Genomic DNA, 12,670 nt, shown 5'->3' with positions numbered 1-12,670 from the left:
TATTGCCAAAAATTCAAATCACATGAAAAAATACAAGTTACATACTAGTTACAAACAAATTCTTGCCGACACCATTACGCCAGTAAGTGTTTACTTAAAAATTCGCGATAAATTTCCCAATAGCATTTTATTGGAAAGTTCGGATTATCATGCAAATGATAATAGTTTTTCGTACATCTGCTTCAATCCGATAGCTTCCATAAAAGTGGAAAATCAAAAAATTGAAACGAATTTTCCAGATGGATTTTCAGAGATTATTCCAATTGATGCTGATGTTAATGTTGCTAAAAAAATCGAAAATTTCTCTAATCAATTCGAAAATGAAAAGTCAGATTTTAAATTCATTACACAAGGATTATTTGGTTATTTAGCTTACGATGCAATTCAATATTTTGAGAAAGTTTCAATTGCTAAAAAATCATCAGAAAACGAAATTCCTGAAATTTATTACGCTGTTTATCAGAATATCATCGCAATAAATCATTTCAAAAATGAAGCCTATTTATTTTGTCATAGTTTTGATGGAAGTAATAATATCCCTGAAATTGAACAGTTATTACAAGCAAGAAATTTTGCTACATTCTCCTTTCAAAAATCAGGAAACGGAACTTCTAACTTAACCGATGACGAATTCAAAAACTATGTTTCATTAGCCAAAAAACACTGTTTACGCGGCGATGTTTTTCAATTGGTACTTTCTAGAAGATTTTCACAAGATTTCAAAGGCGATGAATTCAATGTGTATCGTGCTTTACGAAGCATAAATCCTTCACCGTATTTGTTTTATTTTGATTATGGAAATTTCAAAATATTCGGCTCATCACCAGAAGCACAATTAGTAATCAAAAACAATTTTGCCGAAATTCATCCTATCGCAGGCACATTCAAACGCACAGGAAACGACGAACAAGATGCCGAGTTAGCCAAAAGATTAGGCGAAGACACGAAAGAAAACAGCGAACATGTCATGTTAGTCGATTTAGCAAGAAACGATTTAAGCCGAAGTTGCCACGAAGTGAAAGTAGAAAAATACAAAGAAGTGCAATTTTTCTCTCACGTGATTCATTTGGTATCAAAAGTATCGGGAAAATTAAAAGAAAATCATACATTTATGGAATTAGTTGCCAAGACATTTCCGGCAGGAACTTTAACTGGAGCGCCAAAAATAAAAGCCATGCAATTGATTGAAAACATCGAAAAAACCAATCGAAGTTTCTATGGTGGCGCCATCGGAGTGTTAGACTTTGAAGGCAATTTCAATCACGCGATTATGATTCGTTCTTTTTTGAGTAAAAATCACACGTTACATTTTCAAGCTGGAGCCGGAATTGTTGAAAGTTCAACCGAAGAAAACGAAATACAAGAAGTGTACAATAAGTTAGGTGCTTTACAAAAAGCCCTTGATTTAGCAGAAAACATATAAAAAGGTTTCAAGTTTCAGGTTAATTGGAACTTGAAACTTGAAACAAAAAAACATGAAACAAAAATTATGAAAATAGCAGTTATAGACAATTACGATAGTTTCACCTACAATTTAGTCCACTATTTAGAGGATTTGAATGCGAATGTAACCGTATTTAGAAACGATGAATTTGAATTGAATGAACTAGAAAAATTCGATAAAATATTACTTTCGCCAGGACCAGGAATTCCTGATGAAGCGGGTTTATTGAAAGAGGTAATCAAAAAATACGCTTCAAGCAAAAGTATTTTCGGAGTTTGTTTGGGCTTACAAGCTATCGGAGAAGTTTTTGGAGGAGAATTAACCAATCTAGAAAAAGTATATCACGGTGTGGCAACCAAAGTCACAAAAACCGAAGACGACTTTATTTTCAAGGATTTACCAAACGAATTCGAAGTAGGCCGTTACCATTCTTGGGTCGTTTCCAACGAAAATCTTCCTGCCGATTTAATCGTAACTTCTATTGATGAAAACGGTCAAATTATGTCTATGAAACACACTCATTTTGATATTCGAGGTGTGCAATATCATCCAGAAAGTGTTTTAACTCCTTTCGGAAAAAAAATTCTAGAAAATTGGCTTAGCCATTAATTAACAACAACATACACGCTTAATTTCTTGCTTCTCTAACACAAAATCAGTGAAGTACAGCCCAACTTATGTCCAATTTTAAAATAATTAAAATGAAAAATATATTAAATCGTTTAATCCAACACGAAATTCTAACTAAAGAAGAAGCAAAAGATGTTTTGATCAATATTTCATCGGGAAGTTATAATCCAAGTCAAATTGCAGCATTCATGACGGTTTATATGATGCGAAGCATTACTATTGAAGAATTAGCAGGTTTCCGTGAAGCTTTGCTAGAATTGTGTAATCCCGTAGATTTTTCTGCTTACAATACGATTGACTTGTGTGGAACTGGTGGCGATGGAAAAGATACTTTCAATATTTCCACTTTAGCTTCTTTTATTGTAGCTGGAACAGGAATTAAAGTCGCAAAACATGGAAATTATGGAGTTTCTTCGATTTCTGGATCAAGTAATGTGATGGAAAAAATGGGGGTAAAATTCACTAACGATTCCGATTTCTTAACCAAATCTATTGAAGAAACCAATATTGCTATTTTACACGCACCACTCTTCCACCCTGCTATGAAAAATGTAGGTCCGATTCGAAAAGAATTAGGCGTGAAAACGTTTTTTAATATGTTAGGCCCTATGGTGAATCCATCATTCCCAAAGAATCAAATGGTGGGCGTTTTTAGTTTGGAATTAGCGAGAATGTATGCGTATTTGTACCAAAACACGAATACCAACTACTCCATTTTACACGGATTAAGCGGATTTGATGAAGTTTCCTTGACTGATGAAGTAAAAATCATTTCCAACACTTCCGAACAAATTTTAAAACCTTACGATTTCAAATTACCAGAATGCAAACTAGAAACTATCAGAGGGGGAACAACTGTGGATGAAACCGCTAAAATTTTCTACAACGTGATTTCTGGAAAAGGAACCACAGCTCAAAATAATGTGGTTTGTGCAAATGCAGCAATTGCAATTCAGACCGTTGAAAAGTCGAATTATGAGGAAGCTTTAGCCAAAGCGCAAGAAAGTTTAGCCAGCGGAAAAGCATTAGAAAAATTGAAAAAATTAATTGAAATAAGCAACTAATAGTTATCAATTCGAGCGAAATCGAGAACTTATGAACATCTCGACTTCGCTCGATGTGACACAAAAATAATAATTATGAATATCTTAGATAAAATCATCACCGATAAAAAACGCGAAGTCGAAATAAAGAAAAACATTATTCCTGTTTCGCAATTAGAAGCTTCGGTTTTATTCAATTCTCGAACGTATTCTATGAGTAAATTATTGAAAAATAGTGTTTCAGGAATTATTGCCGAGCATAAGCGTCGTTCGCCTTCTAAAGCTGTAATTAACAATAATCATTCAGTAGAAGATGTGGTTTTAGGTTATCAAAATGCAGGCGTTTGCGGAATTTCTGTTTTGACAGATGCTAAATATTTTGGTGGAAGTTTGGATGATTTTTTATTAGCAAAAGCTTCGGCAAATATTCCTTTGTTACGAAAAGAATTCATTGTTGAGGAATATCAAATTTTGGAAGCCAAAGCGCACGGAGCCGATGTAATCTTACTAATCGCAGCGGTTTTAACTCAAAAAGAAATCAAGCAACTTTCTGAATTTGCTCAAAGTTTAGGTTTAGAAGTATTGTTGGAAGTTCATAATTTGGAGGAATTGGAAAAATCGATTATGCCAAGTTTAGATATGATTGGAGTGAACAATCGCAATTTAAAAACTTTTGAAGTGAGTTTGGATTACAGCAAAGAATTAGCTACTAAAATTCCAGAAGAATTCGTAAAAGTGTCTGAAAGTGGCATTAGTTCAATTGAAGCAGTAAAAGAATTACAACAACTTGGCTATCAAGGATTTTTAATGGGAGAACTTTTCATGAAAACTGAAAATCCAGGTTTGGAAGCTAAACAATTCATTCAAAAATTAATGGCATGAAAAACATAAAACTAAAAATTTGCGGTATGAAATATCCAGAAAACATCACGGAAATTTCAGCTTTACAACCTGATTATCTAGGTTTTATCTTTTGGGAAAAATCAAAACGAAATATGACTTTGGATTCGATTCCTGAACTTCATGAAACTACAAAAAAAGTAGGCGTTTTTGTAGATGCGTCGATACAAGAAATTGCTGCAAAAATTAATCAATATCAATTAGACATCATTCAATTACATGGAAATGAGTCGTTTATTATTTGTGAAAATGTGAAAAAATTAGGTGTTGAAGTCATCAAAGTTTTTTCCATGGATTCAACTTTCAATTTTTCAAAATTAAAAGAATATGTATTTGCTGTCGATTATTTTCTTTTTGATACGAAAGGAAAATTACCAGGTGGCAACGGAATTACTTTCGATTGGACTATTTTGGAAAATTATCACTTTAATGTTCCATACTTTTTAAGCGGTGGCATTGGAACTACAGAAATTGACGGATTAAAAAAACTTCTAAAATCACCCGCTGCAAATAAGTGCTATGGAATTGATGTCAATAGCCGTTTCGAAAAAAAACTTGGAATCAAAAATAAAATCAAGTTGCAAAAATTTAAAAAATTGCTATATGAAATATAATGTTGATGAAAATGGATTTTACGGCCAATTTGGAGGAGCTTTTATTCCCGAAATGTTGTATCCTAATGTAGAGGAATTAAAAGAAAACTACTTAAAAATTATGGCCGAACCTTCTTTTCAAGAAGAGTTTAACGACTTGCTACAACAATTTGTGGGTCGCCCAACGCCTTTGTATTTTGCCAAACGTTTATCCGAAAAATACAACACCAAAATCTACTTGAAGCGAGAAGATTTATGTCACACCGGAGCACACAAAATTAACAACACCATCGGTCAAATTTTAGTCGCCAAACGTTTAGGTAAAACCAGAATCATTGCTGAAACTGGTGCAGGTCAACATGGCGTAGCGACAGCAACGGTTTGTGCTTTAATGGGATTAGAATGTATCGTGTACATGGGTGAAGTCGACATCAAAAGACAAGCTCCCAATGTAGCCCGCATGAAAATGTTAGGCGCAGAAGTTCGTCCAGCATCTTCAGGTTCAAAAACTTTGAAAGATGCTACTAATGAAGCGATTCGCGATTGGATTAACAATCCAATTGATACGTTTTACATCATTGGTTCTGTGGTGGGACCACATCCTTATCCAGATATGGTGGCACGTTTTCAAAGTGTGATTTCTAAGGAAATTAAATCCCAACTTTTAGCTCAAGAAGGTAAAGAAAATCCAGATTATGTAATTGCTTGTGTGGGTGGTGGAAGCAATGCTGCTGGTGCTTTTTACGAATTTTTAGACGAAGAATCGGTAAAATTAATTGCTGTGGAAGCGGCTGGACACGGAGTTGATTCTGATGAAAGTGCTGCGACTTCTGTTTTAGGAAAAATTGGAATCATTCACGGAAGTAAAACTTTATTAATGCAAACCGAAGACGGACAAATTACCGAACCTTACTCTATTTCCGCTGGATTGGATTATCCGGGTGTTGGTCCACTTCATGCTCATTTACACGATACTAAACGTGCAGAATTCATAGCTATAACAGATAAAGAAGCCATGCAATCTGGATTAGAAATATCAAAAACAGAAGGTATTATTCCAGCAATTGAGACCGCTCATGCTTTTTCTGTCTTGGATAAAAAACAATTCCAACCTAATGATATTGTGGTCATCAATTTATCGGGAAGAGGGGATAAAGATTTGAATACGTATATCGATTATTTTAAGTTTTGAATAGTGATTAGCTAAAAACTTACATGAACTTTTAAAAACTTTATATAAAGTTAGTATATCATCTTATATGATTTATATGTTTAATAAAATCATTACGCACTTTGCGAAAAACTTTGCGCCTTTGCGTTAAAACAAAAAAATATGAACAGAATTAACCAAAAATTACAAGAAGATAAAAAACTGCTTTCCATCTATTTTACTGCAGGATTTCCGGAACTAAACGACACCGATTCCATCATTCAAGAATTGGAAAAAAATGGTGTGGATATGATAGAAATTGGGTTACCTTTTTCTGATCCATTAGCTGATGGACCAACCATTCAAGAAAGTTCAACTATTGCGATTGAAAACGGCATGACGACTTCATTACTATTTGAACAATTAAAAGACATTAGAAAATCGGTTCAAATTCCTTTAATCATAATGGGTTATTTTAATCCGATGTTGCAATTTGGAATAGAGCAATTTTGTAAAAAATGTGCTGAAGTTGGAATTGATGGTTTAATTATTCCTGATTTACCGCTATTCATTTACGAAACCGAATACAAGTCTATTTTTGAAAAATATAACTTGAAAAACATCTTTTTGATTTCGCCACAAACTTCGGAAGGAAGAATACAACAAATCGATGCGATTTCCGATAGTTTTATTTACATGGTGAGTTCTGCAGCCGTTACGGGAAGTCAATCAGGATTTGGTTCAGAACAAATGGAGTATTTCAAACGAATTTCAAATATAAACTTAAAAAATCCGCAAATTGTTGGTTTTGGAATTAAAGATGAAGAAACATTTGAACAAGCTACAAAATATCAAAAAGGTGCGATAATTGGAAGTGCTTTTATTAACTTTTTGAAGGAAAATCCGATTTCAGACATTTCAAAATTTTTAAATTCAATAGCGAAATAAATGTTAAAATCTTCAATTGAAAGTAATAAAAAAATTGACTTTCACCGCTAACTTTTTATATTTGTTTTAAACAAAAAAAACGAAATAAAACTATGAAGAAACTATTGCTTTCTAGTGCTATCCTAACTTTATTTTTAACAAGTTGTTCTTCGGCACAAAAGACGCAAACTCTAGCGGAAGCTGGAACTTATATTTCAACCATCACGGCTCCTGAACTAAGTAAACACTTATATATTGTAGCAGGTGATGAAATGCAAGGTAGAAACACAGGAGAACCTGGACAAAAAAAAGCAGGGGAGTATTTAATCAACGAATACAAAAAAATGGACATCAGTTTTCCACCTGGAGCAACTGATTTTTATCAAAAAGTGCCTTCTGAATTTATGAAAAGAGGATTTGCACCAAAACTTAATGATTCAGAAAATATTTGGGCTTTCATTAAAGGTTCTGAAAAACCAGATGAAATTTTAGTGATTTCAGCTCATTACGACCATGTTGGAATGAAAAACGGTGAAATTTACAACGGAGCTGACGATGATGGATCTGGAACAGTTGCTTTACTAGAAATTGCTCAAGCTTTCAAAGAAGCTCAGAAAAAAGGTCACGGACCAAAACGTTCGATTTTATTTTTACACGTAACGGGTGAGGAACACGGATTACATGGTTCAAGATACTATTCAGAAAATCCTTTATTTCCCTTAAAAAATACCATCGCTAACATTAATATTGATATGATTGGAAGAAGAGATACACTTCATCCAAACACAAACAATTACATCTATGTCATTGGTTCAGATCGATTAAGTAGTGAATTACACAGTATTAATGAAGAGGTGAATACAAAGTACACCCAATTAAAATTAGACTATAAATACAACGAAAGAAACGATCCTGAAAGAATCTATTTTCGTTCAGACCATTATAACTTTGCTAAAAAAGGAATTCCGGCTATTTTCTTCTTTAATGGAGTTCATGCTGATTACCACTTACCTAGCGATACTCCTGACAAAATTGAGTACGATGCTTTAGCCAAACGTGCTCAATTAGCATTTGCCTTAGCTTGGGAATTAGCGAATCGAGAAGAAAGAATTAAAGTAGATAGAGACGGAAAATAATCCTGAACTTTTTAAAAATAAAAACTCCTGATGATTAGTCAGGAGTTTTTTATTGGGATTTTGTTTGAAATTAAAATACAAACATTGCTCTTTCGCTCATTAATTCATTTACTTCTTCTGCAACTTGTTCTAAAACTGCTTCATCAGTATGATTCATTAATACTTTATCAATTAAAGCTACAACCGTTTCCATATCTTCTTCCACTAAACCACGTGTTGTGATAGCAGGAGTTCCCACACGAATACCCGAAGTAACAAATGGTGATTTATCATCAAATGGCACCATGTTTTTATTCACTGTAATTTCAGCTTTTACCAATGCATTTTCCGCATCTTTACCAGAAATTCCTTTATTTCTTAAATCGATTAACATCATGTGGTTATCAGTACCACCAGAAATTAATTTGTAACCTCTTTTGTTGAACGCTTCTGCCATTGCTTGTGCATTTTTCTTTACTTGCATAGCATAACGGAAAAATTCATCCGTTAAAGCTTCCCCAAAAGCCACTGCTTTAGCCGCAATAATATGCATTAAAGGTCCACCTTGATTTCCAGGGAAAACCGACATATCTAAAACATGCGACATCATTCTGATTTCTCCTTTTGGAGTGGTTAATCCCCATGGGTTTTCAAAATCTTTACCCATCATAATCATTCCACCTCTTGGACCTCTTAAAGTCTTATGAGTAGTAGTAGTTACAATATGACAATGTGGAATTGGATCATTCAATAGACCTTTAGCGATTAAGCCTGCTGGGTGTGAAATATCGGCTAACAATAAAGCACCAACGCTATCTGCAATTTCTCTGAAACGTTTAAAATCCATATCACGAGAATAAGCCGAAGCACCAGCAATGATCATTTTTGGTTTTTCTCTTAAAGCAATTTCTTGGATTTTGTCATAGTTCAATACACCAGTCTCTTCTTCAACTCCATAAAAAACAGGACGATATAATTTACCTGAGAAATTTACAGGAGAACCATGCGTTAAGTGACCACCGTGAGATAAGTCAAATCCTAAAATAGTATCACCTGGTTTTAAACAAGCTGCAAAAACTGCTGTGTTAGCTTGAGAACCTGAGTGTGGTTGAACGTTAACATATTCAGCACCAAACAAAGCCTTAGCTCTATCGATTGCGATTTGTTCTACAATATCTACCACTTCACATCCTCCATAGTATCTTTTACCTGGATATCCTTCAGCATATTTGTTAGTTAAACATGAACCTGCAGCTTCCATTACTTGGTCGCTCACAAAGTTTTCAGAAGCAATTAATTCAATTCCGTGAATTTGTCTATCTTGTTCGTCAAGAATTAGGTCAAAAATTTGTTCGTCGCGTAGCATTGCAATAAATATTCGTTAAAATTAGGTCAAAATTACGAAAAAGGTTTGTTAAATTAATAGATAATTTTATATTTGGTTCATAATTTTTCAACAACAAACTTATCAATATAAATATGCCAAATACTGCAAACGACCCAAATAGAAAATCATGGATTCCAGTACCTGAAAATAGTGACTTTCCTATTCAAAATATCCCTTTTGGTGTTTTCATTACTAAAGAAGACGTAATTACCATTGGAACACGAATTGGAAATTGTGCTATCGACATGGGTGCTTTACAACAATTAGGATATTTTGAAGGTATTGAACTTACTGATGATATGTTTATGCAAGATACATTGAACGATTTCATATCAGATGGTAGAAAAACATGGCGTTTAGTCAGAAATCGTTTAGCTGAACTTTTTGATGAAAACAACCCAATTTTAAGAGATAACAAAAGTCACAGAGAAGTGGTTATTTTCAAAGTAGAAGATATTGAAATGCTTTTACCCGTTCAAATTGGAGACTACACCGATTTTTATAGTTCAAAAGAACACGCTACAAACGTAGGAAAAATGTTCCGAGATCCAGACAATGCACTTTTACCCAACTGGTTGCACATTCCTGTTGGATACCATGGAAGAAGCTCGACAATTGTTCCTTCAGGTATCCCTGTTCACAGACCTTATGGCCAAACTTTACCAAATGGAGAAACAACCCCCGTTTTTGGCCCCTCAAGATTAGTGGATTTTGAATTAGAAACAGCTTTTATAACCACTGATGCCAATTTAATGGGAGAACCTATTTCGGTTGAAGAAGCAGAAGAACACATCTTTGGAATGGTGTTGTTTAACGATTGGAGTGCTCGTGATATCCAAAAATGGGAATATGTGCCACTAGGACCTTTCTTAGCAAAAAACTTTGCTTCCTCAATTTCACCTTGGATTGTAACAATGGATGCATTAGAACCTTTCAGAACAAAAGGTCCTGAGCAATCTCCTGAGCCATTACCTTATTTACAACAAAAAGGAGAAAAAGCATTTGATATCAATTTAGAAGTTGCAATTAAACCTGAAAATATTGATGAAACAATAGTTTCTCGTTCTAACTTTAAATACATGTATTGGTCAATGGCGCAACAACTAGCTCATCACACGATTAATGGATGTAGAGTAAATTCAGGAGATATGATGGGAAGTGGAACAATATCAGGGCCTACAGAAGATTCTTTTGGTTCTATGTTAGAGTTAACCTGGGGTGGACAAAAACCATTGAAAATGAAAGATGGCTCTGAACGTAAATTTATTAATGATAACGATACTGTTATCATAAGAGGATATTGTCAAAAAGGAAATTTAAGAATTGGTTTTGGTGAAGTTTCCACTAAATTACTACCAGCAGTAGAATTAAAACATTAGAATACTTTTTGAAAAAAAATAATTTCTTTTTAAAAAATTGTTGTAATTTTATATAGTTACAACATTTTTTTTACTAATAAATCATGAAGAAATTATTCTTACTATTAGTGCTGTTTTTGCTAATCCATACCTCTTATGCTCAAGTAGGTATTGGCACCACAACACCTAGAGGAGCACTTGACGTAAATTCTAGCTCTACTGGTTTTTTACCTCCGCAAGTGGCGTTAACATCTACAACAGATATTACAACAGTTACCAATCCGCAAGGAGGTTCTTTAGCTGAAGGTACCATTGTTTATAATACCACAACTGTAAGTGATGTTATACCAGGTTACTACAATTGGAATGGTACAAAATGGGTTAAGTTGGCAATTGCAGAAAATACTGTTAAAAGCTTTAATTCAAGTGGCGCAATTACTAATCAAATAAAAAAATGGTACGGTACAGTAACTGGATCTACGGCAGATGGACAGAGTATTAACATCAGTTCCGCAGGATTTACAACAATATTAAGTGTTCATATTTCCCCTGTAAATAATGTTAACAATGAAAAGGGTGCTATAGCTCAGGTTAAAAGTGTATCTACAACCGCAATAGTAGTAAATATGCTACAATCTAAAACCACTGCTGTTTTACTTGGAGGTTCTATAGATGGATTACAATTTCACTCATCACCTTCTTCTGTTACTTACTATGTAGAAGTAACAGGCTACTAACTATATAACCAAACATGTAATCTTAATGTAGAACTTAATTAACAAAAATTATAATTTAAAATATAAATACCATAATTTTACCCTAATATTTAATCACATTAAAAATATGGTAAAAAAAATTTTTTTCTTATTAGGCATTCTAGCTTTAATAACCTCTTGTAGCTTAAAACAAACGCATACTGCTTTAAATTCAGGAAATTATGATGAGGCTATAAATAATTCGATAAACAAACTCCTCAGTGGAAAAAATGATAAAGGAAAGCAACAATACATTTATATCTTAGAGGAAGCTTTCGCCAAAGCCAAACAACGTGATTTAGAAACTTTGAACTTACTAATAAAAGAAAATAACCCTTCTAATCACGAGCGAATTTTCAATTTATACACTCAATTAAATAATCGACAAGAAAGAATCAAACCGCTTTTACCCCTAAAACTTATTAAAGAAGGAAGAAATGCTATTTTTCCTTTAGATGATTATTCCGATAACTTAATTAATTCAAAAAACAATCTTTCAGGATTTTTATACACAAATGCTAAAAAATTAATGACATCCAAAAATAAAATGGATTTCAGACAAGCCTATGACGATTTAGCTTATTTAGATAAATTAAATCCCAATTACAAAGACGTTCGTGCTTTAATGGATGAGGCGCAATTTAAAGGAACTGATTTTGTTCACGTGTATACTAAAAACGAAACCAACATGGTAATTCCAGCTCGTTTACAAGACGATTTACTGGATTTCAGCACGCATGGTATCAATGATAAATGGACGGTATATCATAACAACAAACAAAAAAATATCAACTATGATTTTGGTATGATTGTAAATTTCAGACAAATTAACATCTCACCAGAACAAGTAAGAGAAAAGCAATTTATTAAAGAAAAACAGATTAAGGATGGTACTAAAACACTTTTAGATGCCAATGGAAATGTAGTTAAAGATAGTTTAGGTAATCCAATCAAAGTGGATAACATGAAAACGATTACGGTTAATATCTATGAATTTACTCAATTCAAATCGTGTCAAGTAACTGCTAAAGTGGACTATATTGACTTTAGAACCAATCAATTAATTGATGCTTTTCCAGTGACTAGTGAATTTATTTTTGATTACATCTACGCCAATTATAACGGAGACAAACGCGCTTGTGATGAAAATTATTATCAATATTTTGACCGAAGAGCCGTACCTTTCCCAAGTAATGAACAAATGGTTTATGATACCGGCGAAGATTTAAAAGCCAAACTCAAAGGAATTATTACCAATAATAAGTTTAGAAGGTAAATTTTAAAATTTAATAAACGCATTTAAAAATATTAAATGCGTTTTTTTATTCAAAAAAACCACTTTTTTAATTGTAAGATTTATTGGCATAA

General features: G+C 33.4%; 12 protein-coding genes. 11 read left to right on the top strand and 1 reads right to left on the bottom strand.

Annotated features, from left to right (window positions below; genetic code table 11):
• Positions 1-22 precede the first annotated feature (22 nt).
• The 8 genes from NAT47_RS08430 to NAT47_RS08395 all read left to right on the top strand — a co-directional run bounded on the left by NAT47_RS08430 (position 23) and on the right by NAT47_RS08395 (position 7,823).
• The gene (locus NAT47_RS08430; protein WP_250581955.1) at positions 23-1,423 is read left to right on the top strand and encodes an anthranilate synthase component I family protein; all 1,401 of its coding nucleotides are present in this window, start codon (positions 23-25) and stop codon (positions 1,421-1,423) included.
• 63 nt (positions 1,424-1,486) lie between these two features.
• Entirely contained in the window at positions 1,487-2,053 is a 567-nt protein-coding gene (locus NAT47_RS08425) for an anthranilate synthase component II (RefSeq protein WP_250582093.1), read from the top strand.
• 92 nt (positions 2,054-2,145) lie between these two features.
• Positions 2,146-3,138 carry an anthranilate phosphoribosyltransferase gene (gene trpD / locus NAT47_RS08420; RefSeq protein ID WP_250581954.1) on the top strand — a complete coding sequence of 331 codons (993 nt, stop codon included), beginning with the start codon at positions 2,146-2,148 and terminating at the stop codon, positions 3,136-3,138.
• A 75-nt stretch (positions 3,139-3,213) separates the two neighbouring features.
• Entirely contained in the window at positions 3,214-3,999 is a 786-nt protein-coding gene (trpC, locus tag NAT47_RS08415; protein ID WP_250581953.1) for an indole-3-glycerol phosphate synthase TrpC, read from the top strand.
• A complete protein-coding gene (locus NAT47_RS08410) occupies positions 3,996-4,631 on the top strand; it encodes a phosphoribosylanthranilate isomerase (protein ID WP_250581952.1) in 636 nt (211 codons plus the stop codon). Before trpC ends, NAT47_RS08410 begins: the two co-directional genes overlap by 4 nt.
• Positions 4,621-5,802 (top strand): tryptophan synthase subunit beta, encoded by a 1,182-nt coding sequence (gene trpB / locus NAT47_RS08405; RefSeq protein WP_250581951.1) that lies wholly within the window; start codon positions 4,621-4,623, stop codon positions 5,800-5,802. Before NAT47_RS08410 ends, trpB begins: the two co-directional genes overlap by 11 nt.
• Positions 5,803-5,943: 141 nt before the next feature.
• Positions 5,944-6,708: a tryptophan synthase subunit alpha gene (gene trpA, locus NAT47_RS08400; RefSeq protein WP_250581950.1), complete on the top strand. Its 765-nt coding sequence runs from the start codon at positions 5,944-5,946 to the stop codon at positions 6,706-6,708.
• 92 nt (positions 6,709-6,800) lie between these two features.
• Positions 6,801-7,823: a M28 family metallopeptidase gene (locus NAT47_RS08395; RefSeq protein ID WP_250581949.1), complete on the top strand. Its 1,023-nt coding sequence runs from the start codon at positions 6,801-6,803 to the stop codon at positions 7,821-7,823.
• A gap of 70 nt (positions 7,824-7,893) precedes the next feature.
• Here NAT47_RS08395 and glyA read toward each other — a convergent pair whose 3' ends face one another.
• A complete protein-coding gene (glyA, locus tag NAT47_RS08390) occupies positions 7,894-9,168 on the bottom strand; it encodes a serine hydroxymethyltransferase (protein WP_250581948.1) in 1,275 nt (424 codons plus the stop codon).
• A gap of 113 nt (positions 9,169-9,281) precedes the next feature.
• Here glyA and fahA point away from each other — a divergent pair, with 113 nt between their 5' ends.
• From fahA to NAT47_RS08375, 3 genes are all read left to right on the top strand, one after another.
• Positions 9,282-10,568: a fumarylacetoacetase gene (gene fahA / locus NAT47_RS08385; protein WP_250581947.1), complete on the top strand. Its 1,287-nt coding sequence runs from the start codon at positions 9,282-9,284 to the stop codon at positions 10,566-10,568.
• Positions 10,569-10,651: 83 nt separating this feature from the next.
• Positions 10,652-11,284 carry a hypothetical protein gene (locus NAT47_RS08380; protein ID WP_250581946.1) on the top strand — a complete coding sequence of 211 codons (633 nt, stop codon included), beginning with the start codon at positions 10,652-10,654 and terminating at the stop codon, positions 11,282-11,284.
• A gap of 106 nt (positions 11,285-11,390) precedes the next feature.
• Positions 11,391-12,578 carry a hypothetical protein gene (locus NAT47_RS08375; protein WP_250581945.1) on the top strand — a complete coding sequence of 396 codons (1,188 nt, stop codon included), beginning with the start codon at positions 11,391-11,393 and terminating at the stop codon, positions 12,576-12,578.
• Positions 12,579-12,670 lie beyond the last annotated feature (92 nt).

It is taken from the genome of Flavobacterium fragile, assembly GCF_023634865.1.
Classification (GTDB): domain Bacteria; phylum Bacteroidota; class Bacteroidia; order Flavobacteriales; family Flavobacteriaceae; genus Flavobacterium; species Flavobacterium fragile.
The sequence above is the reverse complement of the archived record's forward strand: the minus strand, read 5'-3'. Positions and strand labels throughout refer to the sequence as shown.

Excerpts from the sequence above, each read along its gene's own strand:
- NAT47_RS08430 (WP_250581955.1), top strand. The coding sequence starts at position 23 with ATGAAAAAATACAAGTTACATACTAGTTACAAACAAATTCTTGCCGAC.
- trpD (WP_250581954.1), top strand. The coding sequence starts at position 2,146 with ATGAAAAATATATTAAATCGTTTAATCCAACACGAAATTCTAACTAAA.
- trpC (WP_250581953.1), top strand. The coding sequence starts at position 3,214 with ATGAATATCTTAGATAAAATCATCACCGATAAAAAACGCGAAGTCGAA.
- NAT47_RS08395 (WP_250581949.1), top strand. The coding sequence starts at position 6,801 with ATGAAGAAACTATTGCTTTCTAGTGCTATCCTAACTTTATTTTTAACA.
- NAT47_RS08380 (WP_250581946.1), top strand. The coding sequence starts at position 10,652 with ATGAAGAAATTATTCTTACTATTAGTGCTGTTTTTGCTAATCCATACC.
- NAT47_RS08410 (WP_250581952.1), top strand. The coding sequence starts at position 3,996 with ATGAAAAACATAAAACTAAAAATTTGCGGTATGAAATATCCAGAAAAC.
- trpA (WP_250581950.1), top strand. The coding sequence starts at position 5,944 with ATGAACAGAATTAACCAAAAATTACAAGAAGATAAAAAACTGCTTTCC.
- trpB (WP_250581951.1), top strand. The coding sequence starts at position 4,621 with ATGAAATATAATGTTGATGAAAATGGATTTTACGGCCAATTTGGAGGA.
- NAT47_RS08375 (WP_250581945.1), top strand. The coding sequence starts at position 11,391 with ATGGTAAAAAAAATTTTTTTCTTATTAGGCATTCTAGCTTTAATAACC.
- glyA (WP_250581948.1), bottom strand. The coding sequence starts at position 9,168 with ATGCTACGCGACGAACAAATTTTTGACCTAATTCTTGACGAACAAGAT.
- fahA (WP_250581947.1), top strand. The coding sequence starts at position 9,282 with ATGCCAAATACTGCAAACGACCCAAATAGAAAATCATGGATTCCAGTA.